This window comes from Nonomuraea sp. ATR24, assembly GCF_041950485.1.
Lineage (GTDB): Bacteria > Actinomycetota > Actinomycetes > Streptosporangiales > Streptosporangiaceae > Nonomuraea > Nonomuraea ceibae.
In genome coordinates, this window is the sequence record NZ_JBGNUU010000025.1 from 86,061 (window position 1) to 111,737 (window position 25,677).

Annotated in this window: 24 protein-coding genes and 1 pseudogene; 14 read left to right on the forward strand and 11 right to left on the reverse strand. The window is 70.4% G+C overall.

Features of this window, described 5'->3' with window-relative positions; genetic code table 11:
* The gene (locus tag ACBI99_RS39395; RefSeq protein WP_219504404.1) at positions 1 to 1,080 is read left to right on the forward strand and encodes an inositol-3-phosphate synthase; all 1,080 of its coding nucleotides are present in this window, start codon (positions 1 to 3) and stop codon (positions 1,078 to 1,080) included.
* Between the two features lie 22 nt (positions 1,081 to 1,102).
* Here the strand turns inward: ACBI99_RS39395 and idi are convergent, their stop codons facing one another.
* Positions 1,103 to 1,696, reverse strand: a complete 594-nt coding sequence (idi, locus tag ACBI99_RS39400) for an isopentenyl-diphosphate Delta-isomerase (RefSeq protein ID WP_219504402.1) — start codon at positions 1,694 to 1,696, stop codon at positions 1,103 to 1,105.
* An 86-nt stretch (positions 1,697 to 1,782) separates the two neighbouring features.
* On the opposite strand from idi, the gene ACBI99_RS39405 reads away from it, so the two are divergent.
* Positions 1,783 to 3,069: an MFS transporter gene (locus ACBI99_RS39405; protein WP_375074793.1), complete on the forward strand. Its 1,287-nt coding sequence runs from the start codon at positions 1,783 to 1,785 to the stop codon at positions 3,067 to 3,069.
* On the opposite strand, the gene ACBI99_RS39410 is transcribed toward ACBI99_RS39405, so the two are convergent.
* Entirely contained in the window at positions 3,059 to 4,456 is a 1,398-nt protein-coding gene (locus tag ACBI99_RS39410; RefSeq protein WP_375074794.1) for a CCA tRNA nucleotidyltransferase, read from the reverse strand. The genes ACBI99_RS39405 and ACBI99_RS39410 overlap by 11 nt on opposite strands.
* Positions 4,457 to 4,603: 147 nt before the next feature.
* On the opposite strand from ACBI99_RS39410, the gene ACBI99_RS39415 reads away from it, so the two are divergent.
* From ACBI99_RS39415 to trxA, 9 genes and pseudogenes are all read left to right on the forward strand, one after another.
* Positions 4,604 to 5,119 (forward strand): YbaK/EbsC family protein, encoded by a 516-nt coding sequence (locus tag ACBI99_RS39415; protein WP_357592559.1) that lies wholly within the window; start codon positions 4,604 to 4,606, stop codon positions 5,117 to 5,119.
* A 47-nt stretch (positions 5,120 to 5,166) separates the two neighbouring features.
* The gene (locus ACBI99_RS39420; RefSeq protein ID WP_375074795.1) at positions 5,167 to 7,269 is read left to right on the forward strand and encodes a hypothetical protein; all 2,103 of its coding nucleotides are present in this window, start codon (positions 5,167 to 5,169) and stop codon (positions 7,267 to 7,269) included.
* Positions 7,266 to 8,870 (forward strand): murein biosynthesis integral membrane protein MurJ, encoded by a 1,605-nt coding sequence (murJ, locus tag ACBI99_RS39425; protein ID WP_357592557.1) that lies wholly within the window; start codon positions 7,266 to 7,268, stop codon positions 8,868 to 8,870. Before ACBI99_RS39420 ends, murJ begins: the two co-directional genes overlap by 4 nt.
* Positions 8,871 to 9,034: 164 nt before the next feature.
* A complete protein-coding gene (locus ACBI99_RS39430) occupies positions 9,035 to 10,552 on the forward strand; it encodes a protein kinase family protein (RefSeq protein ID WP_219504392.1) in 1,518 nt (505 codons plus the stop codon).
* Positions 10,553 to 10,567: 15 nt separating this feature from the next.
* Entirely contained in the window at positions 10,568 to 11,203 is a 636-nt protein-coding gene (gene sigM, locus ACBI99_RS39435; protein ID WP_219504391.1) for an RNA polymerase sigma factor SigM, read from the forward strand.
* A pseudogene (locus ACBI99_RS39440) lies at positions 11,193 to 11,294 on the forward strand (hypothetical protein); the annotation flags it as partial. The gene sigM and the pseudogene ACBI99_RS39440, both read left to right, overlap by 11 nt.
* 81 nt (positions 11,295 to 11,375) lie before the next feature.
* Positions 11,376 to 12,089: a hypothetical protein gene (locus ACBI99_RS39445; protein WP_246644567.1), complete on the forward strand. Its 714-nt coding sequence runs from the start codon at positions 11,376 to 11,378 to the stop codon at positions 12,087 to 12,089.
* A gap of 128 nt (positions 12,090 to 12,217) precedes the next feature.
* A complete protein-coding gene (trxB, locus tag ACBI99_RS39450; protein ID WP_219504387.1) occupies positions 12,218 to 13,150 on the forward strand; it encodes a thioredoxin-disulfide reductase in 933 nt (310 codons plus the stop codon).
* Between the two features lie 12 nt (positions 13,151 to 13,162).
* A complete protein-coding gene (gene trxA / locus ACBI99_RS39455) occupies positions 13,163 to 13,477 on the forward strand; it encodes a thioredoxin (RefSeq protein WP_219504385.1) in 315 nt (104 codons plus the stop codon).
* A gap of 87 nt (positions 13,478 to 13,564) precedes the next feature.
* Here trxA and ACBI99_RS39460 read toward each other — a convergent pair whose 3' ends face one another.
* Positions 13,565 to 14,182, reverse strand: a complete 618-nt coding sequence (locus ACBI99_RS39460; protein WP_375074796.1) for a GNAT family N-acetyltransferase — start codon at positions 14,180 to 14,182, stop codon at positions 13,565 to 13,567.
* Positions 14,183 to 14,448: 266 nt separating this feature from the next.
* Between ACBI99_RS39460 and ACBI99_RS39465 the strand changes: the two genes are divergently transcribed.
* The 3 genes from ACBI99_RS39465 (at position 14,449) to ACBI99_RS39475 (ending at position 18,785) form a co-directional block, all read left to right on the forward strand.
* A complete protein-coding gene (locus ACBI99_RS39465) occupies positions 14,449 to 15,681 on the forward strand; it encodes a PLP-dependent aminotransferase family protein (RefSeq protein ID WP_246644667.1) in 1,233 nt (410 codons plus the stop codon).
* A gap of 205 nt (positions 15,682 to 15,886) precedes the next feature.
* A complete protein-coding gene (locus ACBI99_RS39470) occupies positions 15,887 to 16,843 on the forward strand; it encodes a D-alanine--D-alanine ligase (RefSeq protein WP_219504378.1) in 957 nt (318 codons plus the stop codon).
* 901 nt (positions 16,844 to 17,744) lie between these two features.
* Positions 17,745 to 18,785 carry a threonine aldolase family protein gene (locus ACBI99_RS39475; RefSeq protein ID WP_375074797.1) on the forward strand — a complete coding sequence of 347 codons (1,041 nt, stop codon included), beginning with the start codon at positions 17,745 to 17,747 and terminating at the stop codon, positions 18,783 to 18,785.
* 523 nt (positions 18,786 to 19,308) lie between these two features.
* Here ACBI99_RS39475 and ACBI99_RS39480 read toward each other — a convergent pair.
* The 8 genes from ACBI99_RS39480 to rpmH form a co-directional block, all read right to left on the reverse strand.
* Positions 19,309 to 20,271 carry a ParB/RepB/Spo0J family partition protein gene (locus tag ACBI99_RS39480; protein ID WP_219504374.1) on the reverse strand — a complete coding sequence of 321 codons (963 nt, stop codon included), beginning with the start codon at positions 20,269 to 20,271 and terminating at the stop codon, positions 19,309 to 19,311.
* A gap of 1,014 nt (positions 20,272 to 21,285) precedes the next feature.
* The gene (locus ACBI99_RS39485; RefSeq protein ID WP_219504372.1) at positions 21,286 to 22,206 is read right to left on the reverse strand and encodes a ParA family protein; all 921 of its coding nucleotides are present in this window, start codon (positions 22,204 to 22,206) and stop codon (positions 21,286 to 21,288) included.
* A 137-nt stretch (positions 22,207 to 22,343) separates the two neighbouring features.
* A complete protein-coding gene (gene rsmG / locus ACBI99_RS39490; RefSeq protein ID WP_219504370.1) occupies positions 22,344 to 23,015 on the reverse strand; it encodes a 16S rRNA (guanine(527)-N(7))-methyltransferase RsmG in 672 nt (223 codons plus the stop codon).
* A gap of 195 nt (positions 23,016 to 23,210) precedes the next feature.
* Positions 23,211 to 23,699, reverse strand: a complete 489-nt coding sequence (locus ACBI99_RS39495) for a R3H domain-containing nucleic acid-binding protein (RefSeq protein ID WP_219504368.1) — start codon at positions 23,697 to 23,699, stop codon at positions 23,211 to 23,213.
* 20 nt (positions 23,700 to 23,719) lie between these two features.
* Positions 23,720 to 24,667 (reverse strand): membrane protein insertase YidC, encoded by a 948-nt coding sequence (yidC, locus tag ACBI99_RS39500; protein ID WP_219504366.1) that lies wholly within the window; start codon positions 24,665 to 24,667, stop codon positions 23,720 to 23,722.
* Positions 24,668 to 24,671: 4 nt separating this feature from the next.
* The gene (gene yidD, locus ACBI99_RS39505) at positions 24,672 to 24,950 is read right to left on the reverse strand and encodes a membrane protein insertion efficiency factor YidD (protein ID WP_219504364.1); all 279 of its coding nucleotides are present in this window, start codon (positions 24,948 to 24,950) and stop codon (positions 24,672 to 24,674) included.
* Entirely contained in the window at positions 24,947 to 25,309 is a 363-nt protein-coding gene (rnpA, locus tag ACBI99_RS39510) for a ribonuclease P protein component (RefSeq protein WP_219504361.1), read from the reverse strand. The genes yidD and rnpA overlap by 4 nt, the downstream gene beginning before the upstream one ends.
* Positions 25,310 to 25,371: 62 nt before the next feature.
* A complete protein-coding gene (gene rpmH, locus ACBI99_RS39515) occupies positions 25,372 to 25,509 on the reverse strand; it encodes a 50S ribosomal protein L34 (protein ID WP_043614899.1) in 138 nt (45 codons plus the stop codon).
* Positions 25,510 to 25,677: the final 168 nt, after the last annotated feature.

The following is a 25,677-nucleotide window of genomic DNA, read 5'->3' on the forward strand; positions in this document are numbered from 1 at the left end:
ATGGGTTCGGTTCGCGTGGCCATTGTCGGTGTCGGCAACTGCGCGGCGTCGCTGGTCCAGGGCGTTCACTATTACAAGGACGCGGACCCGGCCACACGGGTGCCGGGCCTGATGCACGTCAAGTTCGGCGACTACCACGTGGGCGACGTCGAGTTCGTCGCCGCGTTCGACGTCGACGCCAAGAAGGTCGGCCGCGACCTGTCCGAGGCGATCGTCGCCAGCGAGAACAACACCATCAAGATCACGGACGTGCCGCCGTCCGGGGTGACCGTCCAGCGCGGCCACACCTTCGACGGCCTGGGCGAGTACTACCGCGAGATCATCGAGGAGTCCGACGAGGCCCCGGTCGACATCGTCCAGGCGCTGCGTGACGCCCAGGTCGACGTGCTGGTGTCCTACCTGCCGGTGGGCTCCGAGGAGGCCGACCGCTTCTACGCGCAGTGCGCGATCGACGCCAAGGTCGCCTTCGTCAACGCGCTGCCGGTCTTCATCGCCTCCGACCCCGAGTGGGCCGAGAAGTTCACCGAGGCGGGCGTGCCGATCGTCGGCGACGACATCAAGTCGCAGGTCGGCGCCACCATCACGCACCGCGTGATGGCCAAGCTGTTCGAGGACCGCGGCGTCGAGCTGCTGCGCACCTACCAGCTCAACGTCGGCGGCAACATGGACTTCATGAACATGCTGGAGCGCAAGCGCCTCCAGTCGAAGAAGATCTCCAAGACGCAGTCGGTCACCTCGCAGATCCCGCACGAGATGGCCAAGGCCGACGTGCACATCGGCCCGTCGGACCACGTGCCGTGGCTCGACGACCGCAAGCTCGCCTACGTGCGCCTCGAGGGCCGCTCGTTCGGCGACACCCCGCTCAACCTGGAGTACAAGCTGGAGGTGTGGGACTCCCCCAACTCCGCCGGCATCATCATCGACGCCGTCCGCGCCGCCAAGATCGCGCTCGACCGCGGCATCGGCGGCCCGATCCTCAGCGCGTCCTCGTACTTCATGAAGTCGCCGCCGGAGCAGTACTCCGACGACCAGGCCCGCGACTACGTGGAGAAGTTCATCCGCGGCGAGGTCGAGCGCTGACCCTCCGGGTCAGGGCCGAAGCTCAGTCGAGCCGGACGCGGGCTGCCGGTGGCAGCTCGTCGTCCGGCGCGGCCGGCCAGGCCAGCGGGTCGGGGCCGAGCGCGGCCAGGAGCGGCACCTGCTCGCGGCACCACGGCGAGATCGCGAGCAGGCCGTTGAGCACGCCGTCGGCGAACACCGGCCACGGCATCCACCGCGTCTCGTCCACCTCGTCCGGATTGGGCGACTCGGCGTTGTCGGCCACCACCCGGTAGACCGGGCACAGCTCGTGCTCGACGACCCCGTTGTCCATGACCGCCCGGTAGGAGAAGCGGGGCAGCACCAGGTCGGCGCGCTCGACCTTGAGGCCGAGCTCGAACGACAGCCTGCGGAGCACGGCGTGGTCGAGCGGCTCGCCGGGCATCGGGTGGCCGCAGCAGCTGTTGGTCCACACGCCGGGCCAGGTCAGCTTGTGCGAGGCCCGACGGCTGAGCATCACCCGGCCCTCCCGGTCGAAGACGTAGCTGGAGAAGGCCAGGTGCAGCGGAGTGTGCTCGGTGTGCACCGAGAGCTTGGGGGCGGTGCCGAGCGCGTGGCCGGAGCCGTCAACGAGTACCACGTGTTCCACAGTCGTCACGCTATGAAGCGTACGTGATCATGAGCAGCGGCAGGACCGGAATGCGAACCTGCTGTGCCAACCTCTTCGCGGGCTAGGCTGAGGCCGTGTCTTTCGTCGCCGATCTCCGCGTCGTTCTCCAGGGGCGGGATTACAGACGGCTGTTCGGCACGCGGCTGGTCTCCCAGTTCTCCGACGGGATCTTCCAGTTCGGCGTTCTCGGATTCGCCTTCTTCAGCCCCGAAAACCAGACCACCGCCCTGGGCGTCGCGGCGGGCCTGGCGGTGCTCCTGCTGCCCTACAGCGTGCTGGGGCCGTTCGTCGGGGTGTTCATCGACCGCTGGTCGCGGCGGCAGATCCTGATGATCGCGCCGATCGTGCGCGGTGTGCTGCTGGGCGGCGCCGCCGCGCTGGTGGCGGCCGACGTGCCCGATCCGGTGTTCTACGCGGCGGCGCTGGCCGTGCTGGGCGTCAACCGGTTCTTCCTGGCGGCGCTGGGCGCCTCGCTGCCGCACGTGGTGCCGCAGGACCGGCTGATGGCCGCCAACGCGGTCACGCCGACCTCCGGCACCGTGCTGACGTTCGTCGGCGTGGGCGCCGGGTTCCTGCTGCGCGGGCTGTTCGGCGGCGGCGACCTCGGGGTGGCGCTGCTGCTGACCACGTCCGGCGTGGTGTCCGTGCTCAGCGCGCTGGTCGCGCGCACGATGGAGCGCTCGCTGCTCGGCCCCGCCCACGACCCCGGGCGTCCGCAGACGCGCGAGGCGCTGCGCAACGTGGTGGCCGGGCTCGCCGACGGCGCCAGGCACCTGCTCAGCCACCGCACGGCCGCCGCCACGATGGGCGCGATGGCCGCGCACCGGTTCTTCTACGGCATCGCGACAGCGCTCGGCATCATCCTCTACCGCTACTACTTCACCGACGGCGACCCCGACGCGGCGCTGAGCGGCGCCAGCCTGGTCGTGGCCACCTCCGGCGTCGGCTACTTCCTCGCCGTGATCATCACCCCGTACGCCACCGAGCGGTTCACGATCACCCGCTGGGTGCCGATCGCGCTCATCACGGCCGGGGTGCTGGCAGGCGTGCTGGTCATCCCGTTCCAGGAATGGGGGCTGCCGGTGGCCGGGTTCGTGCTCGGCATCGCCGGCCAGAGCGTCAAGATCTGCGCCGACACGACCGTGCAGCGCGACGTCGAGGACGTCTACCTAGGCCGCGCCTTCTCCGTCTACGACATGCTCTTCAACGGCATGTACGTGCTGGCGGCGGCGCTGTCGGCGGCCATCCTGCCGGCCAACGGCAAGTCCTATCTCGCCGTGGCCATCATCGTGGCCGGCTACCTGCTGAGCGCGCTGGCCTACCGGGCGATCACCCAGCCGCGCCAGCCGGTCACCCCGTGACGTTGTCGCGCGCCCACTCCAGCAGCGCCTCGGTGGCCGCCTCGGCGCCGATCACGCCCTTGTCCAGGCGCAGCTCCAGCAGGAACTTGTAGGCCTGGCCCACCACCGGGCCCGGCCCGACGCCGAGCACCCGCTGGATCTCGTTGCCGTCGAGCTCGGGACGGATCTTGGCCAGCTCCTCCTCCTCGGCCAGCCGCTCGATGCGCTCCTCGAGCTGGTCGTAGGTGCGCGACAGGGCGGCGGCCTTGCGCTTGTTGCGCGTGGTGCAGTCGGCCCTGGTCAGCTTGTGCAGCCTGGAGAGCAGGTGACCGCCGTCGCGCACGTAGCGGCGCACCGCGCTGTCGGTCCACTCGCCGGTGCCGTAGCCGTGGAAGCGCAGGTGCAGCTCGACCAGCCGCGACACGTCGGACACCACGTCCTTGGGGAAGCGCAGCTCCGCCATCCGCTTCTTCGTCATCTGCGCGCCGACCACCTCGTGGTGGTGGAAGGAGACGCGGCCGCCGGGCTCGTGGCGGCGGGTCTTGGGCTTGCCCACGTCGTGCATGAGCGCGGCCCAGCGCAGGATGCGGTCGGGCTTGCCGTCCTCCTCCTGGGCGATGGCCTGGTCGAGCACGGTCAGCGTGTGCTCGTAGACGTCCTTGTGCCGGTGGTGCTCGTCGATCTCCAGCCGCAGCTTGGGCAGCTCGGGCAGCACGTGGGCGGCCAGCCCGGTCTCGACGAGCAGGCGCAGGCCCTCGCGCGGGTGGCGGCCGCAGATCAGCTTGTCGAGCTCGTCGCGGATGCGCTCGGCCGAGACGATCTCGATCCGCTCGGCCATCGCGGTCATCGCCGCGACCGCGGCCTCGTCGACCCGGAACCCGAGCTGCGAGGCGAACCTGGCGGCGCGCAGCATCCGCAGCGGGTCGTCGCCGAACGACTGCTCGGGCGTGCCCGGCGTGCGCAGCACCTTGGCGCTCAGGTCGGCCAGGCCGCCGTAGGGGTCGGCGAACTCGTGTCCAGGCAGCCGCACCGCCATCGCGTTGACGGCGAAGTCGCGGCGCTCCAGGTCGGCTTCCAGCGTCTCGCCGTACATGACGTCCGGCTTACGGGACTTGGGGTCGTACGACTCGCTCCGGTAAGTGGTGATCTCCAGGAGCTTGTCGCCCTTGCGGACCCCGACGGTGCCGAAGTCGATGCCGATCGTCCACACCGAGTCGGCCCAGTCGCGCACGATCTCCAGCACGCGCTCGGGGTGGGCGTCGGTGGTCAGGTCGAGGTCGTTGCCGATGCGGCCCAGCAGCAGGTCGCGCACGGGCCCGCCGACGAGGGCGAGCTCGTGGCCCTTGGCCGCGAACAGGCGGCCGAGCTCGTCGGCCACGGGCGCGATCTTGCGGAACAGATCGCCCATGGCGCGCTGCTGGCTTTCGGTCAGAGTTGACTCGGACAAACTCAGTAGGTCCTTCGGATTCCGGAACATATCCCCCGAGCCACATCGGGTCCGGGTTACCTTCGGTCAGGGGACCGACGGCGCCATGGAACGAGGCAAGGAGGTCTTATGAAGGACGCCCTCGCGATCCACCGCTGGCTCCTCACACACCAGGTCCACCATGAGATCGTACGCCTTCCGCGCCCCATGACTCGCGCGGAGGAACTACCCGGCGCGATCCCGGCCGCGCCTGAACGGTGCGTGGCGGTCACGGTGTTCGAGGTCGCCCCGCGGGTCGGGCGCGAGTTCGTCGTGGCCGTCGTCTCCACGGTCGCCACGCCGCCGCCCTCCGGCGCGGTGGGGGGCCTGCTCGGCGTCCGCAACGTGCGTCCCGCCCCGGCGCACCTCGTCAACGCGGCGACCGACTACGCGGCCGGGCTGGTCAGCCCGCTGCTGCTGCCCGAGGACCTGCCGGTGCTCGTCGACGACCGGCTGGACGCCGACACCGAACCCGTCCACACGGCGACCGGGGACCGCCACACCGCTCTCACCATGCGCGCGCTGGACCTGCTCGCGCTCGTGGCGGGCAAGACCGTGGATCTACGGGGCCGCGGAGCCCTGGAGGCGGTCGCGCCGCGGCACTGAGCCCGTACCATTGCGGGCGTGCGTCGTAATCCAGCTCGGGCAGACGCGTGATCCGTAAGGCCGCGCTGCTCGCCGTGCTCTCCGCCGCGCTGCTCGCCCCCTCGGTGGCGGTGGCGCCCGGCGCGGCTGCCGCGATCTCGAGCAGGCAGGGGGTCGAGCTGACCCTGACCTCCATCACGCCCGACTACGCCACCGAGCGGGCGACCGAGATCAAGGTCACCGGGCGGGTGCACAACGCCGGCGGCACCGCGCTGCCCGGGCTGCGGGTGCGCGTCCGCTACTCCAGCCAGCGCTTCACCGACCGCGCGAGCATGAGCGCCTACCAGGCCGACCAGACGACGCTCACCCAGCCGCCCAACGTCTCCTCGCAGTCCAGCATGGTCATCCCGGAGCTGGCCGCCAACGCCTCGCAGACGTTCGAGCTGACGATGACGCCCGCCCAGTTCCAGCTCACGCAGTTCGGCGCCTACCCGCTGGCCGTCGAGGTCGTGCAGTGGGACACCGTGCAGCTCGCCTCGCAGCGCACGTTCCTCACCTACGCGCCGCCGACCCCGGCCAAGCCCGTGCGCAACCGGCTGTCCGTGGTCCTGCCGGTCGTCGACCAGCCGCACCGGGCCGACGACGGCACGTTCGTCGACGACAAGCTGACCGCCTCGATGACCGAGAAGGGCCGGCTGTCCGACCTGGCGCGCATCGCCGAGGCCGCGCCCGCGTCCGTCACCTGGGTCGTCGACCCCGCGCTGTTCGCCGACGCCGACGCGATGACCAGGAAGTTCCGGGTCAAGGGCGAGTCCCAGGAGCGGGCCGCCGACCCGGCCGCCGCCGCCTGGCTGACCTCCATGCGCGCCGCGCTGGCCGACAACCCCGTCATCGCGACCCCGTACGCGGATCCCGACGTGACGGCGCTGGCCCACCAGGGCCTCGACGACCTCGCCGGACGGGCGCTGGCGCTGGGCGCCAAGGAGGCCACCCGGCTCGTCAAGCGCGACGTGAAGACGTCCACCTACTGGCCGGCCAACGGCCGGCTCGACGCCGACGCGCTCGACCTGCTGGCCGTCGGCGAGCCGAACGTGGCCCGGATCGACCGGGTCCTGCTCGACGCCGCCAACCTGCCGCCCCAGGCCCCCGTGCCGGTCACTCCCGACGCGGCGAGCACCCTCTACAGCGTCATGGGGCCGGTCACCGCGCTGACCGCCGACGCCGAGCTGAGCCGCGTCTTCGAGCCGGACGCCGGCGGCTCGACGGTGCTGAGCAAGCAGCGCCTGGTCGCCGAGACCGCGACGATCTCCGCCGAGCCCGGCCAGACACAGCCCAGGTCGCTGGTCGTGGCCCCGTCCCGGCGCTGGAACCCCAGCCCGACGCTCGTCACCACCCTGCTCAGGACCGCGGGCAAGCTGCCCTGGCTGTCGCTCACGCCGCTCGACTCGATCAAGGCGACCCGCACCCAGGTGCCCCGCGCCGGCCTCACCTACACCCACCAGGACCGCAAGCAGGAGCTCGGCGCCAAATACCTGGCCGCCGTCAAGGAGGTCGCCGGCCAGGCGAGGGTCACCGGGCTCGTCACCGCGAGCGCCGGCTCCGACTTCGACGCCGCCGTGCTCCGGCTCGCCTCCTCGGCCTGGCGGGGCCGCCAGAAGACCGGCCGCGCCGTCGTCAAGGACGTGAGCGCCGAGGTCGAGAAGCGCATCGACAAGGTCGAGATCACCGGCGCCGGCCCCGACCGGCCGCGCACGCTGGCCGGGCGCGACGGCGTGGTGCCCATCAGCGTGAAGAACTCGCTGACCGCCCAGATCTCCCTGTTCGTCGAGGTCACCTCCAACGACCGCGAGCTGCTGCAGGTCAAGCACCGCGAGCCGCTGACGATCGGCGCGGACCAGAGCGGCACGGTGCAGGTGCCGATGACCGTCAACACCTCCGGGGGCGGCGGCGACGCCACGGTGACCGTCCGGCTGCTGACCGCCGACGGCACCCCCTACGGGGAGCCGGTCAAGCTGATCGTGCGCACCACCGGCTACACCGGGATCGCGCTGGTCATCGTGGGGGCCGCGCTGACGGTCATGCTGGCCGCGGTGGCGACCCGGGTGCTCAGGCGCCGATCCGAGCGGCGCACGGCGCGGGCCGCCAAGTCACGCGAAAGTGAGAGCCGATGAGCCGCATGCTCCGTGCCAGCGCCATCATGGCCGCGGGCACGATGGTGTCGAGGGCCACCGGATTCATCCGGACCGTCGTGCTGACCACCGCGATCGGCACCTCGCTCCTGGGCGACGCCTACAACACCGCCTACGCGATCCCCTACAGCATCCTCGACCTGCTGCTGCTCGGCGTGCTGAGCAGCGTCGTGGTGCCGATGATCGTCCGCGCCCAGCAGAGCGACCCCGACGGCGGACGCGCCTACGAGCAGCGGCTGCTGACGCTGTCGACGGTCGCGCTCATCGTCGTCGCGGCGGCCGCCGTGCTCGCCGCGCCGCTGCTCATCGACCTCTACACCGTCTGGGACCATCGCTCCGACGAGTACAAGGTCGCGGTCCGGCTGGCCCAGTTCATCCTGCCGCAGCTCGCCTTCTTCGGCATCGGCGCGGTGGCCGGGGCCATCCTCAACACCCGCGACCGGTTCGCCGCGCCGATGTGGGCGCCGGTAGTCAACAACCTGGTCGTCATCGGCGTGCTGGTCGCCTACCTGGTGATCGTGGGCGACAAGGGCGTCGGCAACGTCACCAACGGCGAGCTGGCCCTGCTCGGCCTCGGCACCACCGCCGGCATCGTGGCCCAGGCCACCGTCCTGGTCCTGGCGCTCAAGCGGGCCGGCTTCCGCTTCGTGGCCCGCTTCGACGTGCGCAACGCCAGGCTCGGCGAGATGGCCAAGGCCGGCATCTGGACGATCGGCTACGTGATCGTCACCCAGCTCGGGCTCGTGCTCACGCTGAACCTCGCCAGCTCCGCCGCCGCGGCCTTCCCCAGCCACGGCATCTCGGCCTACACGGTGGCGTTCCAGCTCTTCCAGCTCCCGTACGGGATCATCGGCGTCTCGGTGATCACCGCGATGCTGCCCAGGATGAGCCGGGCCGTCGCCGATGGGCGGTTCGACGAGGTGCGCTCGGAGTTCGGGTCGAGCGTGCGGCTGGTCTGCTCGATCATGGTTCCGGTGTCGCTGCTGCTCATGGTGCTCGGGCCGGCGATCACGGTGCCGCTGTTCGGCCACGGCTCCAACACGGTGGCCAACGCCGTCTACATCGGCAACGTGCTGCAGGTCTACGGGCTGGCGCTGGTGCCGTTCTCGCTCTTCCAGCTCCTGCTGCGGGTCTTCTACAGCTTCGGCGACACCCGTACTCCCGTGTTCGTCGGAGCCGGCGCGACGGCGCTCAACGCGGTGCTGATGCTGCTCTTCCACGCGCTGCTGCCGCCCGCCTACTCGGTCATGGGGCTCGCCTTCGCCTACGCCGTCGCCTACGCGCTGGGCACGGTCGTGGCGTGGGTCCTGGCCAGCCGTCGGGTCGGAGGGCTGGGCGGCTGGCAGGTCGGCATGGCGATGACCAGGATGTACCTGGCCTCGCTGCCCACCGCCGTGCTCGCCCTGGCGGCCGTCTGGAGCATGCAGGAGATCTTCGGCAGGCCCGACTTCCTCAACTCGGTGATCACTCTCGCCGTGGGCGGTGGCCTGGGGATGCTGCTCTATCTGGCCGTGGCGCACCGGATGCGGATTCCGGAGGTCAGCTCCATCGTTGGGATGGTCGCGGGGAGGGTACGCCGATAAAGGGCGCGGGCGGCGGAGGCGCTGGCACTAGCATGGTGACCGACACGCGCGAATGGAAGCAGGAGGGGCGTGGGCGGATCCACCCGGCATAGCGTGCCTACGTGGGACAGCACGCAGGCGAGCCGAGTCATGCGCACGCCTGTACGGCCGAGCGGAGAGAGCCAGTGAGCACATCTGCCGTCGAGCCGGGCACGCGCCTGTCCTCGCGCTTCCGACTTGAGGACCGGGTCAGCGAGTCCGAAGGCGCCACATTCTGGAAGGCCATCGACGAGATCCTTGCCCGTCCTGTCGGGGTTCTCACCTTCGCCCCCGAGTTCCCGCGTGTGCACGAGGTGGTCACCGCCGCCCGCGCCGCGAGCCGGCTCACCGACCCGCGTCTCACCCAGGTGTTCGACGCCGCCGAGGACGACGGGCGCTCCTACGTGGTCAGCGAGTGGGTCACCGGTGACACGCTGGCCGACCTGCTGTCCGGGGGGCCGCTGGACCCCGAGCGGGCCGCCGGGCTGGTCGCCGAGGCGGCCGAGGCGCTGACCCATGCCCACGAGGCCGGCCTCTACCACCTGTGCCTGCGGCCCGAGCACCTGGTGTGGACCACCGGCAACACGGTCAAGGTGCTGGGCGTGGCGGTGGACGCCGCGCTGTCCGGCCTGACGACCGACCAGCCGGCGCTCGACGACGCCGAGGGGCTGGGCCGGCTGCTCTACGCCGGGCTGACCGGCCACTGGCCCGGCGACGAGGAGGAGGGCGGCCTGCCCGCCGCCCCGATGAACGACGGGCACTTCTGCACCCCGCGCCAGGTCACCGCCGGGGTGCCCAGCTATCTCGACACGGTGACGGTCCGGGCGTGCCTGCCCGAGTCGCGCCGGGGCCAGGGCGCGCTCGCCAGCCCGGCGGAGCTCGCCGAGTCGCTGTCGGGCGTGGCCAGGCCCATGCCGATCCCGATCCCGTACGACTCGTCGCCGCCGTCGGTGGTGACGACGGCCTCCCGCTCGGAGGGTCCCGACACCGGGCAGCAGGGGCCCGCCACCATGCAGCGCCCGCAGGTCGTCCACAGCACCATGCCCCCGCGAGGGGGCCCCAGCGTGCTCGGCCGGGTGCTCATGACGGTCGTGGTGCTGCTGGTGATCGTGGCCGTGGGCGTCGGCGCCTGGACGATAGGCCGGAGCCTGGGCAGTCCCGGCACCCGTGAGGCCGACCCCTCGCCCAGCTCCAAGGCGTCCGCGCCGGCGCGGGTCCAGGCGGTCAAGCCGGAGAAGGCGACCGGTTTCGACCCGCTGGGCGACAAGGAGGAGAAGGCCGAGCTCGCCGCGCTGACCATCGACGGCAAGCCGAGCACCTTCTGGAAGACCGACAACTACAACAACGCCGAGCTGGGCAATCTCAAGGACGGTGTCGGGCTTCTTCTCGACCTGGGCAAGTCCCGGCAGATCAGCGACGTGGTCGCTACGCTGGCCGACGCCTCGGGGGCCGAGGTCGAGCTCAAGGTCGGCGACAGTCCCGACCTGTCGTCGCTCAAGACCGTCGCCCGCGAGGAGAACGCCTCCGGAAAGGTGACGTTCAAGCCTGATCAGGCCGCAAGCGGTCGGTACGTTTTGATCTGGTTTACGCGTCTTCCGGCGGATGCAGGCAAGTTTCATGGCACCATCTATGAAGTAGTGGTGCATTCTCCAGGATCGGCATAATCAGGAATCCCTCTTGTGAACTCCCCACCCGAGACACCTTCAGCAGCGGATCGGCCCGCGGTCAGCGACGCCGAGCTGCTGACCGCGCACATCAACGGGGATCCACACGCCTTCAGCGAGATCGTCAAGCGGCACCGTGATCGCATGTGGGCGGTCGCCCTGCGCACGCTCGGCGACCCCGACGAGGCCGCCGACGCCGTCCAGGACGCCTTCGTCTCCGCCTACCGCAAGGCCGCCACGTTCCGCGGCGAGGCCGCCGTCACCACCTGGCTGCACCGCATCGTCGTCAACGCCTGCCTCGACCGGATGCGCCGCAAGTCGGTGCGCCCGGTGGCCGACGACGAGCTCATCGAGGCCGCCGAACGCGAGACGCCGGGGCCCGATCAGACCCTTGAGCGCGAGGTCTCCATGGAGGTCTCGGCCGCGCTCAAGCTGCTGCCCGCCGACCAGCGAGCCGCCCTCGTCCTGGTGGACATGATGGGCTACTCCGTCGAAGACGCAGCTCAGGTGCTCGAAGTGCCCAGCGGTACGGTGAAAAGCAGGTGTGCGAGAGGACGCGCGAAACTTGCCCCGATTCTTTCGCATCTGCGGAACCGATCGGACCTCAGTCGCGTCTCATCCGCGAAGGGAGCAGAACTTCGTGACGGGTGATACGCACTACGATCTGGATACCCTGGCCGATTTGGCCGAGGGTCTCCTAGACGCCGGCCAGGCCCGCCAGGTCCGCGAGCATCTCGCGGTCTGCGACCCCTGTGGGGAGCTACTGGCAGACCTCGCGGCGGTTCGAGAGGTGCTCGCGGCGACCCCAACACCGGCCATGCCGATGGGTGTCGCACTGCGCATCGACAAGGCGCTGGCCGCCGAGGCCGGGTCGTCCCGCGGAGGCGTCGGCCTCGCGCAGGCGCCCGACTGGGACGAGCTCATGCGCGACTCCCCCTGGGAGAAGACCGCGGTCGCGGCCTCCGACGAGCCGGCGCCCGAGCCGGTGCGGCTGGGGGTGGTCGCCGACGACGGCACGATCGTCCCGGCCAGGCGGCGCAGCGCGCGACGCCCACGGTGGGCGGTGCCGGCCGTGGCGGCTGCCGCGGCGGCGGCGGTCGTGGGCACGGCGGTCGTCTCGACCGGGCTGCTCGCCTCGGGAGGGGGCACGGTCGCTCCATCGGTGATCGCGGCCAGCTCGGCCGCCCCCGCGGTGACGACGCCGACCGAGGTGCCGGTACGGGCCAGGGCATACGCGCTGACCGACAGCCAGCACAACTACAGTGACGAGAACCTGGCGCTGCCACTGGGCAAGTTCCTCGCACCGGCCCCGATCATCCAGGGGCCGTCCGAGGCCGAGCAGGCCGACAAGTGCGTCGGCAAGCTGACCAGCCGCACCAAGTTCAGCGTCTTCGCCGTGGACCAGGGCCAGTACAACGGCCAGGAAGCCATCGTCATGGCGTCGAGGAAGTCGAAGGCCGCCAAGCGGATCCGCATCGACGTCGTCGACCCGTTCAGTTGCAAGAACCTGCGCAAGCCCGCCATGGGCCGCTGGTAGCAGCCTTCTTCCCACGTCAGAGCCCGCTTCGGCGGGCTCTTTCGCGTTGCGGGTGGGGGGCGGGAATCACTGCGGCCTAGGATCTGTTGACGCGACTGGCAACAGCAGAAGAGGAAGGCGTGGGAGCGTTGAGCGACGTTCGTAACGTGATCATCATTGGATCGGGCCCGGCGGGCTACACCGCGGCCGTCTACTCCGCACGCGCCGAGCTGAACCCGCTGGTCTTCGAGGGCTCGGTGACCGCGGGCGGCGCCCTCATGAACACCACCGACGTGGAGAACTTCCCCGGGTTCCCCGACGGCATCATGGGCCCCGACCTGATGGACAACCTGCGCAAGCAGGCCGAGCGGTTCGGCGCCGAGCTCGTGGCCGACGACGTGGTCGAGGTCGACCTGGAGGCCAACCCCAAGGTCATCAAGACGTACGACAAGACCTACTACGCCAAGTCGGTCATCCTGGCGATGGGCTCCGGCTACCGCGAGCTCGGCCTGGAGAACGAGAAGCGCCTGTCCGGCCGGGGCGTCTCCTGGTGTGCCACCTGCGACGGCTTCTTCTTCCGCAACAAGGACATCGTGGTCGTGGGCGGTGGCGACACCGCGATGGAGGAGGCCACGTTCCTGACCCGGTTCGGCCGCATGGTGACCGTCGTGCACCGCCGTGACGAGCTGCGCGCCAGCAAGATCATGCAGGATCGGGCGTTCGCGAACGACAAGATCCGCTTCATCTGGGACACCGAGGTCATCGACGTCCTGGGCGAGAACCGGGTCGAGGCCGTCAAGCTGCGCAACGTCAAGACCGGCGAGGAGTCCGAGCTGGCCACCGACGCGCTGTTCCTGGCCATCGGCCACGACCCGCGCACCGACCTGGTCAAGGGGCAGATCGACCTCGACGAGGACGGCTACGTGAAGGTCGCCTCCCCCACGACCGCCACCAACATCGACGGCGTGTTCGCCGCGGGCGACGTCGTCGACCACATCTATCGCCAGGCGATCACCGCGGCCGGCACCGGCTGCTCGGCGTCTCTCGACTCCGAGCGCTGGCTGGCCAACAACGAGAAGTAAGGGAGCCCATCCGTGAAGGCAGTAACCGACGCCTCGTTCGAGGCGGACGTCCTCAAGAGCGACAAGCCCGTGCTGGTGGACTTCTGGGCCGAGTGGTGCGGCCCGTGCCGTCAGGTGGCGCCCATCCTCCAGGAGATCGCCAACGAGCACGGTGACAAGCTCGAGATCGTCAAGCTCAACATCGACGAGAACCCCAACGTGCCGCGCGAGGCCGGGGTGCTCCAGATCCCGACCATGAACGTCTACAAGGGCGGCGAGCTCGTCAAGCAGATCATCGGCGCCAAGCCGAAGGCCATGCTGCTGCGCGAGCTCGAGGGCATCATCTAGGTCCTTCCCGCTCCATGCGAAAGCCCCCTGCGGTCGCAGGGGGCTTTCGCATGCGTTTGTACGGCCTTCTGCGGGGCTCGTGGCGGGTCAGACGGGTCGGAGGGCACGCTCGGGGCTCATGGAGCCCAGGAGGCGTTCCAGGGCCACCTCGACGTCCTCCCGCCAGGAGACGGCGGTCTTCAGCTCCAGCCGAAGCCGCGGAAACCGCAAATGCGGACGAACGGTCTTAAAGCCCACAGAAAGCAAGTATTCCGCCGGAACCACGCAACTAGGCTCTTCCCACTTCAGATCGCCGAACGCCTCGATGGCCTTCACGCCGCGCCTCGTCAGATCCTTGGCCACGCCCTGGATGAGCATCCGGCCCAGCCCGCCGCCCGAGAACTCCGGGATGATGTGCGCCGTCATCAGCAGCACCGCGTCGGCGCTCACCGGCGACGTGGGGAAGGCGCCCGAACGCGGCGTGTAGAGCGGCGGGCTGTAGAGCACGAACCCCGCCGGCACGCCGTCCACATAGACGATCTTGCCGCAGCTCCCCCACTCCAGCAGCGTGCCGGAGATCCAGGCCTCCTTCTCCAGGCCAGGGTCCCCCGACTCCACCGCCCGCTCCCCGCTCATGGGATCCAGCTCCCAGAAAACGCACCGGCGGCAGCGGCGAGGGAGATCTTCCACATTGTCCAGGGTGATGTTGACCAGCCGACGCGACAACTACGGCCCCAATCGTTGACCCGGAAAAGCGCGCGAAAACCGCGTCCCCAGCTGGCATCGTAGCCCAGTGACGGTCACGCCAGCGGGTACCACGACGGTCAGCCCGGTCACGGGCGACATGTCCGGCTGGCGTAATCTGGTATCTCGGATAGCACTCACCTAGGAGGTGGGCCGTGACAGCAGAGCAGGATCACGGTCAGACGCCCGCGACCCAAGGGTCGCGCATCGACGCCTATGTCGATCGGTACGCCGCGCGAGCTACCGGGATGGTCGCCTCCGAGATCCGAGCTCTTTTCGCCGTCGCGTCGAGGCCCGAGGTGGTCTCGCTCGCGGGCGGCATGCCGTACGTCACGGCCCTTCCCCTCGACATGGTCGGCGAGCTCGTCTCCGAGCTCGTCACGCGGCGCGGCCCGGTCGCGCTGCAGTACGGCTCCGGCCAGGGCGACCCGCATCTGCGCGAGCAGATCTGCGACGTCATGCGCCTCGAAGGAATCCACGCCGGGGCGAACGACGTCGTCGTCACCGTGGGCTCCCAGCAGGCCCTCGACCTGATCACCCGCATCTTCATCGACCCGGGTGACGTCGTGCTGGCCGAAGGCCCCTCGTACGTGGGCGCCCTGGGTACGTTCGCCGCCTATCAGGCCAAGGTCGTGCACATCGCCATGGACGATCAGGGCATCGTGCCCGAATCGCTGGCGCAGACCATCTACGCGCTGGAGACCGCCGGGGCGCCGATCAAGTTCCTCTACACGATCCCGACCTTCCACAACCCCGGCGGCGTCACGCTCAACATGGCCCGGCGGCAGCAGGTGCTCGACATCTGCCAGCGGGCCGGCGTGCTCATCGTCGAGGACAACCCGTACGGACTCCTCGGCTTCGACGCCGAACCCATGCGCGCGCTGCGCGCCGACAACGCCGACGGGGTCGTCTACCTCGGCTCGTTCTCCAAGACCCTCGCCCCCGGGTTCCGCGTCGGCTGGGCGCTCGCGCCCCACGCCATCCGCGACAAGCTCGTGCTGGCGATGGAGTCGGCCGTGCTGTCACACTCCTCGTTCACCCAGCTCGCCGTCGGCCAGTACCTGGCCACGCAGCCGTGGCAGGAGCAGATCAAGACGTTCAAGGAGCTCTACCGCGAACGCCGCGACGCCATGCTCGGCGCGCTCGAATCGCTCATGCCGCCCGAGGTCACCTGGACCCGGCCGGCCGGCGGCTTCTTCGTCTGGGCGACGCTGCCGGAGGGCCTCGACTCCAAGGCCATCCTGCCGCGCGCCGTCGCCGAGCGGGTGGCGTTCGTGCCCGGCACCGGGTTCTTCTCCGACGGGAGCGGGGCGCGCCACATGCGGCTGTCGTTCTGCTACCCGGAGCCCGACCGCATCCGCGAAGGCGTCCGCCGCCTCGCCGGGGTGATCGAGCAGGAGATGCAGCTCCGCGACACGTTCGGCACCGGCTCCGCCCGCGGCCACGCCGGCGTCGACACCCCGGGCCCCGACCTCGCCTGACCCCTGGAGGGGAGCCCGACCGGCTCCCCTCCTTCCTTTTCGAAGCACCACGTCCCCGGCACGGTCGAACGGCGTGCCGCCCTTACCTCCTCTGTACGGTCGAACGGCGTGCCGCCCTCACCCCCTCTGTACGGTTGTCCTGCGTGCCGCCCTCACCTCCCACCCCGGTACGGTTGGACAGCGTGCCGTCAGCGGAGGAGAAGTGATGAGCGAACTGGGCCACGTGCTGGTGCTGGCAGGAGGTCTCTCCTACGAGCGGGAGGTCTCCCTGCGCTCGGGCCGCCGCGTGAGCGAGGTGCTCCGTGCGGCCGGCATCGACGTCGAGGCCCGCGACACCGACGCGTCGCTCGTCCCGTCCATCCTCGCCGACCCGCCCGAGGCCGTCTTCGTCACCCTCCACGGCGGCGCCGGCGAGGACGGCGCCATCCGCTCCGTCCTGGAGCTCCTCAACGTCCCGTACGTCGGCGCCGACCCCGACGCCTGCCGCGTCGCCTTCGACAAGCCCACCGCCAAGGCCGTCGTACGCTCCGTCGGCCTGCGCACCCCCGACTCGGTCACGCTGCCCAAGGAGACCTTCCACGACCTCGGCGCCACGGCCGTCCTGGGCCGCATCGTCGAGCACCTGGGCCTCCCCCTGTTCGTCAAGCCCGCCCGCGGCGGCTCCGCGCTCGGCGCGTCCATCGTCCGCACCGCCGAGGAACTGCCCGCCGCCATGGTCGGCTGCTTCGCCTACGGCGACACGGCGCTCATCGAGTGCTACATCGAGGGCATCGAGGTGGCGGTCTCGGTCGTCGACTTCGGTGACGGCCCCGTCGCGCTCCCCGCCGTGGAGATCGTGCCCGACGAGGGCGTGTACGACTACGCCGCCCGCTACACCGCCGGGCACACCGAGTTCTTCGCCCCTGCCCGGCTCTCCTCCGAAGCGGCGTCAGCCTGCGCCGAGACCGCCGTGACCGCACACACGGCGCTCGGCCTGCGTGACATCTCCCGCACCGACCTCATCGTGGACGCCGCCGGCCGCCCGCACTTCCTGGAAGTCAACGTGGCCCCCGGCATGACGGAGACCTCGCTCCTCCCGATGGCAGCCGAAGCCGCGGGCCAGGACCTCGGCGAACTCTGCCGCATCCTCCTCCAAAACGCCGCCACCCGCACTCCCCGCTAACCGGACCAGCCTCCCGCCCCACTCCCCCAGCGGCCCCATGCCCCTTGCTGCCCCACGTCCGGGCAGTCCCATGCCCCTGGCTGCCCACGCCCCTGGCAGCCCCACCATCCCCCCAGCCGCTCCTCCGGTCCCTCTCTCCGCCCCGCTGTCCCCAGCCGACACTCCGCAGAGCTGCCCCGCACCCAGAACTGCAACAACCCGACGACCCAACACGTGGGGACCGTGGTAGACCCAGCGCCGCACGGCCCAGCCACCACATGGGCCAGCGACCGCGCGGCCCGGTGTTCGCGGCCCGGTGATCGCGGCCCGGGGACGGCGGGGCCCCGGCTGCCTCAGGGTCCAGGGATGGTGCGGCCCAGTCGCCTCGCAGCCCAGCCGCCTCGCAGGCAAGGGGCCGCGCGTCCCAGCCACCTCGGGCCCAGTCACCTCACGGGCCAACCACCAAGCGGGCCAACCACCTCACGGGCCAGCCACCTCACGGCCAGTCGCCTCACGGCTCGGGCACCTCACGGGCCAGGGGCCGCGCTGTCCGGGCACCTCGCGGGCCGGACCACACGGCGCCGGGGATAGCGCAGCCCGGGACGGCGGGCGCGGGGACAGCCCGGCCTGGGGATAGCGGGGCGCGGGGTTATAGCGCCCAGAACCCGACCGGCCCGTGCACCTCACGGGTCAGGGGGCGCCCAGCGCGGGGGTGGCCCCAGCGCGGGAAGTCCAGCACGGGAAGCCCGGCACGGGAAGCCCGGCACGGGAAGCCCGGCACGGGAAGCCCGGCGCCGGGGACAACGGCGGACTCGCAGGCACCGGAGACCCAGAGCTTCGTAAGGACCCCCGCAACCCGCAGGGCCCCACGGTACCGGGGCGGCGGCGTGGTGGCTCACGCGGCGGTGCGTAACCTGGCGGGGTGATCGAGCCCACCTACCTCAAGAGTTTCGCCAGCGACAACCACGCCGGCGTGCACCCCGCCATCCTCGACGCCATCACCGCCGTCAACCACGGCGACGCCCCCGCGTACGGCGAAGACGCCTGGACCGCCGCCTTCGGCCGTCACATCAAGGACGTGTTCGGCCCCCGCGCGGAAGGCTTCCCGGTCCTCAACGGCGCGGGCGCCAACATGGTCGGCCTCGCCCTCATGCTCGGCCGCTACGACGCGGTCGTCTGCCCGGCCACCGCCCACATCGCCAGCCACGAGACCGGCGCCGCAGAACGCCTCCTCGGCGCGAAGCTCATCACCATCCCCACCCCGGACGGCAAACTCCGCCCCGACGACCTGTCCGGCCCCCGTTCCACGCTCGGCAGCCACCACGACCCGCAGCCACGCGTAGTCTCCATCTCCCAAGTCACCGAACTCGGCACCTGCTACTCCCCCGCCGAACTAGCCGCCCTGGCCGACGCCGCCCACGCGGCAGGCATGCGCCTCCACGTCGACGGCGCCCGCCTGGCCAACGCCGCCGCCTACCTCGACTGCTCCCTGTCCGCGATCACCACGGACGTAGGCGTCGACGTCTTCAGCTTCGGCGGCACCAAGAACGGCGCCCTGGCGGCGGAAGCGGTCATCGTCCTCGACCCCACGCTCACGGAAGCCGTCCCCTACCTCCGCCGGCAGTCCCTCCAGCTGGCGTCGAAGATGCGCTTCGTCTCCGCCCAGCTCTCCGCTCTCCTCACGGACGACCTCTGGCGCCGGAACGCCTCCCACGCCAACGCCATGGCCGCCCGCCTCGCCGACGGCCTCGCCTCCATCCCGCAGATCACCTTGGCGTACCCGGTCGAGTCCAACGCCGTCTTCGCCACTGTTCCCCCTGCCGTCGCCGCCGCCCTCCAGGAGCACTTCCTGCTCCTCCCGCCGGACGAGTCCACCGGCATCGCCCGCTGGATGACTTCCTACGACACCACCCCCGCCGACGTGGACGCCTTCCTGGACGCCCTCCGCAAGGCCGCCTCCTGACGCGCCTCCACGCTTTCACGTGAAACCACCTCCCCCACGTTTCACGTGAAACCAGCCCGCTGCCCAACTAAGGGGGAGGGGGTGGGCGCGTTCAGGTCCCCGCCACTTACAGGCAAGGGTCAACTCTGCGGAGGAATGCAACGCCCACACGCGCAAGCGGAGCTAGGTCGCGCACAACACGCCTGGCGGCATTGCGCCGCTAGGGCAGACGTATGACAGGGCGCGAATCGCGGCGGCGGAAGCGAGGACCGTGACGGCAAGGAGCGGACTGTGTCGCAAAGAGCGGACCGTGTCGCAGGGCGAGGGCCGTGACCGCGAGGCGTGGATCGTGATCGCAGGGCGCGGATCGCGGCGGGCAAGCGTGCGGGATTGCCACGGGCGGTGCGCTGCGATGTTTCACGTGAAACCGAGCCCCTATGAGGCGAGTGGCGTAACGGCGGCCGTGTTTCACGTGAAACCGTGACCGCGTCCTTCGGCGAGAAGCCGGGTGCCGGTGTTTCACGTGAAACACCGGCTAACAGGGTCAGCTCTCGGCTTCGCGCATGGCGCGGGCGGCTTCGGGGGCCATGGTACCGATGATGCGCTCAAGGTCGTCGATCGTGGCGAACTCCACGACGATGCGGCCCTTGCGGCGACCCAGGTCTACCTTGACCTTGGTCTCGAAGTGGTCCGAGAGGCGGTCGGCGAGGTGGGTGAGGCCGGGGGCGGTGGGCTTGGCCGTCTTGCGCTCGCGAGTGGGCTTCTCAGGGGCGGCCTGCGCGCTGCCGAGCGCGACGATCTCCTCGACCGCTCGTACGGAGAGCAGTTCGGCGACGATGCGGGTGGCGAGCCGGATCTGATCCTCGGGGTTCTCCAAGCCGAGCAGCGCCCGCGCGTGGCCGGCGGAGATCGTGTTGGCGGCCACCTTCAGCTGAACTTCCGGCGGGAGCTTGAGCAGGCGCAGCGTGTTGGTGATGTGTGAACGGGAGCGGCCGACCTTTGTCGCGAGCTGGTCGTGGGTGGCCTGGAAGTCGTCCAGCAACTGCTGGTAGGCGGCGGCTTCTTCCAGGGGGTTGAGCTGTTCGCGCTGAAGGTTCTCGATGAGGGCGTCACGCAGGAGGTCGTCGTCCTGCGTGTTGCGGACGATGGCGGGGATCTGCTCCAGACCGGCCAGCTTGCAGGCCCGCAGCCGCCGCTCCCCCATGATCAGCTCGTACTGCCCGCCGCCCACCGGACGTACGACGATCGGCTGCAGGAGGCCGACCTCGCTGATCGACGCCTGCAGCTCCTTGAGCCGCTCCTCGTCGAAGACCTCACGGGGCTGGCGCGGGTTGGGGACGATGGCGTCCAGGGGCACCTCGTGGAAGTACGCGCCCGCCACCGGCTTCGGGCCTGCGTCGGTCGCCGCACCGTTCGTGGGGGCAACCGTTCCCGTGCCGTCGACAATGGGGCCCGTCGGAATGAGCGCTCCGAGCCCCTTGCCCAATCCCCGCCGCTGCTGGCTCACTGCGTCTCCTCATTCACCCGGCCGAACCCGTTCACTCCAGGAGAGGTTACCGTTGACCACCCGACCGGGTGTCTCCTCGCCACACGCAGTCCCACCGGATTTGCACCGTCATGCCGTCAATGAGACAAAGCACCGCACCGGCGCCCCTCCCCCGGCCGTACGTAGCGTCCCCGTCCGCCCGTTTCGGTGGAAGGGCGCACTCGACCCTCACGCGGGGCTCGCTCCTCATCTTGGGATACGGGTGCGGGAGGACGGGTGCGGGAGGACGCGGCCGGGACGGTACGCGGAGGACGGGCGACCGGGACAGGCTCGGCCAGCTGCGGCGGGTGGGTGACGAGTAACCCCGGGAGCGCGCGTCCAGCGCGTCCAGCGCGGCGGGCACGGCGGGCGCGGCGGGAGACCGGCGGGCGCCACCAGTGCGGCGGGCGACCGGCGGTCGGCGGCTCACCGATGGCCCCGCCGACGGGCGACCGTCAGTCGGTGGCGGCCGCACGCGGGGCAGTCGACGGCGGGCGACGAGCGACCGGGACGGGCGGCCGGCGGCGGCGACGAGTGATCCGGCGCGCGCGACCAGCGAGACCACCAGTGCAGCGAGCGCGATCAGCGCGGCGAGCGGCCGGCGCGGCGAGCGGCGCGGCGCGGCGAGCGGCGCGGCGCGGCGAAGGGCTGGCGCGGCGAGCGCGGCCAGTGCAGGGGCGCGACCAGTGCAGAGGGAGACGGGCGGTCGGCGGGCGCGAGCAGTGCAGCGGGAGACCGGCAGTCGGCGCCCCGCCGGCGGGCGACCGGCGGGGCAGGCAGCAGGCGGCGGGCGACGAGACCGGGAGGGGCGACCGGGGCGCACGCGACGGACGGACAAACGCGACGCATGCGACGGGTGCAACGGGCGGCAAGCCGAGAGCGGCAGACGGCGGGCACCGGAGGCGGGAGGCCGGGGGCCGAGACCGAGCGCCGAAACCGGAAACCGGAGGGCGGAGACCGGGGCAGGGGTCCTCGATGGGGAAGCCCCGGTCGGGGTTAGACCAGGGCGCGGTGGGCGATCTCGCGGGCGGCGTCCATGTAGGCCATCGCACCGCTGGAGCCCGGGTCGTACGTCATGACCGACTGCCCGTAACTGGGCGCCTCGGACAGGCGGACGCTGCGCGGGATGACCGTGTTGAGCACCGTGTCCCCGAAGTGCGCCCGGACCTCGTCCGCCACCTGCGAGGCCAGCCGGGTGCGGCCGTCGTACATGGTCAGGACGATCGTGGACAGGCGCAGCGTGGGGTTGAGGTGCGCCTTAATGAGGTCGACGTTGCGCAGGAGCTGCCCGAGGCCCTCCAGCGCGTAGTACTCGCACTGGATGGGGATCATGACCTCGTCCGCGGCCACGAGCGCGTTGACCGTGAGCAGGCCGAGCGACGGCGGGCAGTCGATGATGATGTAGTCGAGGTCGAGCGCGTCGTAGGCGGTGAGGGCACGCCGGAGGCGGGCTTCGCGGGCGACCAGGGAGACGAGCTCGATCTCGGCGCCGGCCAGGTCGATGGTCGCCGGGGCGCAGTAGAGGTTGGGCATGTCGGGGACCTGCTTGACGATGTCCGCCATGGGCAGGTCGTCCACGAGCACCTGGTAGACGTCGGGGATGTCGCCACGGTGCTCGGTGGCCAGGGCGGTGGAGGCGTTGCCCTGGGGGTCGAGGTCGACGACCAGGACGCGTTCGCCGTTCATCGACAGGGCGGCGGCGATGTTGACGGACGTCGTGGTCTTGCCGACACCACCCTTCTGGTTGGCAACGGCGATCACGCGGCACTTGGCGGGTTTGGGCCACGAGTCCTGGCCGGTGTCCGTCTGGGTGGGCAGCTGAGCGGTAGGTGTTTCACGTGAAACCACTGAGTTGAGCGCCTCTCGTACCAACGGAGAATCACCTGGGTTCAGGGGGGTCTTGGTCACGGTCGCCATCCTTTCAACCCGTGGCTTATCGGAGCCGGGAATCTGCTGTCGCGAAACGCCCGATCCGGGCCAGCCGACCCCTCGGGGGCTCTCGGACAGACGGCTGTCCGGCCAGCCAAGACCGCTCTGAGCGACCGGCACGACCGTCACCTCCTTCGTCGCCGCCTGCTGTGCTCCGGCTGGCGACCCGCTATCACCCGAACCAATGTTGCAGGCGGCTCGACCTTACCGTGCCCGACGGTCACAAGCTCGGCCGTTGTCGCCCCGCTGGCGCGCAATTGCGGCTCAGCCTCGGCGAGTTCTTCGGCGGCGCGCTCCCCCTTCATGGCGATGAGCTCGCCGCCCTCGCGCAGCAGGGGCATGGCCCACTTCAGGAGCCGGTCGAGCGGCGCCACGGCGCGGGCGCTGGCCACGTCGAAGACGCGCTTGCCCGCCAGCTCTTCGGCCCGGCCGCGCAGCACCTCGACGTTGTCCAGCTTGAGGGTCTCGACGCACTCCTGGAGGAAGACGGTACGGCGCAGCAGCGGTTCGAGAAGGGTGACCGTGATGTCCTGCCGGACGATCGCCAGCACGAGCCCCGGCAGTCCGGCGCCCGAGCCGATGTCGACCAGGCGCACGTCCGGCGGGATGGCCTCGGCGACGACGGCGCAGTTGAGCAGGTGGCGGTCCCAGATGCGCGGGATCTCGCGCGGACCGAGCAGCCCGCGTACGACGCCGGGGCCGGCCAGCAGCTCCGCGAACGCCTCCGCCCGGTCCCAGGCGTCGCCGGTGAAGACGTCCCGCGCGATGTCCGGCGGGGGCGGCAGCTCGTCGCTCACTGCTGTGATGGCCCTTTCGTAAGGATTCGGGATGCTCCCCCCAGGCTAGGCGGGAGATCGCACTGTCGAAGACTAGCGGGATGCCCTGAACGGAGCCTTGGAGCGCGCCGCCTCATGGGCATCGAAAAGGCGTTCGAAACGCGAACGGCCGCCAGGCGCACGAGGCGGCTGGCGGCCGGGCGGGTCGTGGGCCGGTCAGGCGGGCAGGACCACCACGTAACGGTTGGGCTCCTCACCCTCGGACTCGCTGCGGAGCCCGGCGGCGGCCACCGCGTCGTGGACGATCTTGCGCTCGAACGGCGTCATCGGCTGCAGCGGCTTGGGCTCGCCCCGGTCCTTGACCTGGTTGGCCATCTCGGTGCCGAGCTTGGTGAGCTCGGCCCGGCGCCGCTCGCGGTAGCCGCCGACGTCGAGCATCAGGCGGGACCGCTCCCCCGTCTGGCGGTGGACGGCCAGCCGCGTCAGCTCCTGGAGCGCTTCCAGCACCTCACCGGAGGGGCCGATCAACTCGGTGCCCTTGAGCCCGACGACGGAGACCATCGCGCGGTCGCCCTCGACGTCCATGTCGATGTCACCGTCGATGTCGGCGATGTCGAGGAGGCCTTCGACGTAGTCAGCCGCGATCTCGCCCTCCTGCTCGAGCGCGCTGATGTCAGGAGCCTTCTCCTGCTCGGCCTCGGTCATGGCCGGCCTCTCCTTCGTAATCACGACTTCTTGCTGCCGGTGCGCTTGCTACGGGACTGGCGGCTGGGCTGGTTCCTGACGATCTTAGGCGCAGGAGGCGGAGGAGGGGGCTCCTCTTCGGGAGTCTTGCGAAGCTTGGCCATGAGGCTGGGCTTCGTCTTGACCGGGATCACGTTGCCCTTGGCGTCGAACTGGGGCATCGGGTTGCGGCTGTAGAACCAGTGCTGCTGACCGAGCGTCCACACGTTGGTGGTCACCCAGTACATGATCAGACCGAGCGGGAAGTTCAGGCTGAAGAAGGCGAACAGCGGCGAGATGTACATGAGCAGCTTCTGCTGCTGCGCCATGGGGTTGTCGGGCATCTGCGCCATGGACCGGGTGACGCTCTGCCGGACGGTGAGGAACGTGGTCAGCGAGCTGACGGCCACGAAGATGCCCAGGACGATCTTCGTCTGGAGCGGCACGGCGTCGAGCGCGATGATGTCCTGGTCGGACATGAAGAAGGTGGCCGGCACCGGCGCGCCGAAGACGTGCGCGGCCCGGGCGCTGGCGACGAGCTCCGGCGACATCCCGTACACCGCGCGGCCGTTGGCCATGGCCTGCAGCACGGTGAACATCGAGATGAAGATGGGGAACTGGGCCAGGATGGGCAGACAGCCGCCGAGCGGGTTGGCCCCGGCGCCCTGGTAGAGCGCCATGACCTCCTGGTTCATGCGCTGCTTGTCGTTCTTGTAGCGCTTGCGCAGCTCCGCCACCTTGGGGGCGAGCTCCTGCATCTTCTTGGAGGACCGCATCTGCTTGAGGAAGAGCGGGAAGATGAGGATCCGCATGAGCACGGTGAGCGTGACGATGGTCAGCAACCACGTCAGGCCGCTATCCGGGTTCAGGAAGGTGCTGTAACCCGTATGGATCCAGGTGATGACGAAGGCTACGGCTTCATAGAGCCAGCTCAGCCAGGACAGCTCCACCGAGCTATCTCCCTTGCGTTTCGTGGGACCGAACCGGGCGTGGGGGCACCGGGTCTATACCTCCGGGATGGAATGGGTGGCACCGCCCGATGCGCCGGACAGTCAACCATGTGCCGCGCAATGCTCCGTGAACGGCTATCGCCTCGAGCCCGTACGCGCTGCAGGACGGGTAGAAACGGCAGCGTGGACCGAGCATCGGGCTGATGAACGCCCGGTAGAACCGAATGGGCACGAGCAGCACCCGAGCGGGGAGGCTCGCTGTCCCTAGCGGTTGCTCCGTCATCTCCGTCCATCCGTCGAGGACTCGCGCCGCCTGAGCAAACGGTCGAGCGCGAGGTCGAGCTCGGCGGCTAGGTGCTCGGATCGCGCTGACGCGGCCGGGGGGTTGGCGCGTACCACAAGCAGGCTACCTCTCGGAAGCCGGTGGAGACGGTCTCGCATCAGGTGTCGAAGCCGACGCTTGACCTTGTTGCGGACGACCGCGCCTCCGACGGCTCGGCTCACTACAAAACCCACCAGAGGTGTCCCTTCCCCTGAAATGGTGAGATGCACCACCAGGGTGGGGCGGCCCGCGCGTTTACCGCGCTTGATGGCCGCCTTGAACTCCTCCCCGCGCCGCATGCGGGACTGTCGGGAAAGCACCGTATACGCCTATCGCCCGCCGGCGGAGTGCACCGGCGGGCGGACGATCACGCGCAGGACGGTCAGGCCGACAGCTTCTCGCGACCCTTGCGGCGGCGAGCGGCGAGGATGGCGCGACCGGCCCGGGTGCGCATCCGCAGCCGGAAGCCGTGGGTCTTCGCGCGGCGACGGTTGTTCGGCTGGAAAGTACGCTTGCTCACGGGTGGGCTCCAGGCTTGAAGGTGCGCACGAGGCGCTGAACACACATGGCTGGCCTGCCGAGTTAGCGAGGCACGCGAAATAGCCGTCGCGCGACAGACCGACCTCCGTACGGTACGGGGCAGAGCGGCCCAGGTCAAACCGGAACTGGTTATCCACGTATCCACAGG

Coding starts and splice junctions, on each gene's coding strand:
- ACBI99_RS39395 (WP_219504404.1), top strand. CDS start 1: ATGGGTTCGGTTCGCGTGGCCATTGTCGGTGTCGGCAACTGCGCGGCG.
- ACBI99_RS39410 (WP_375074794.1), bottom strand. CDS start 4,456: ATGGGCGATCTGTTCCGCAAGATCGCGCCCGTGGCCGACGAGCTCGGC.
- ACBI99_RS39415 (WP_357592559.1), top strand. CDS start 4,604: ATGAAGGACGCCCTCGCGATCCACCGCTGGCTCCTCACACACCAGGTC.
- murJ (WP_357592557.1), top strand. CDS start 7,266: ATGAGCCGCATGCTCCGTGCCAGCGCCATCATGGCCGCGGGCACGATG.
- ACBI99_RS39445 (WP_246644567.1), top strand. CDS start 11,376: ATGGGTGTCGCACTGCGCATCGACAAGGCGCTGGCCGCCGAGGCCGGG.
- ACBI99_RS39465 (WP_246644667.1), top strand. CDS start 14,449: ATGGTCGCCTCCGAGATCCGAGCTCTTTTCGCCGTCGCGTCGAGGCCC.
- ACBI99_RS39470 (WP_219504378.1), top strand. CDS start 15,887: ATGAGCGAACTGGGCCACGTGCTGGTGCTGGCAGGAGGTCTCTCCTAC.
- ACBI99_RS39485 (WP_219504372.1), bottom strand. CDS start 22,206: ATGGCGACCGTGACCAAGACCCCCCTGAACCCAGGTGATTCTCCGTTG.
- ACBI99_RS39495 (WP_219504368.1), bottom strand. CDS start 23,699: ATGACCGAGGCCGAGCAGGAGAAGGCTCCTGACATCAGCGCGCTCGAG.
- yidD (WP_219504364.1), bottom strand. CDS start 24,950: ATGACGGAGCAACCGCTAGGGACAGCGAGCCTCCCCGCTCGGGTGCTG.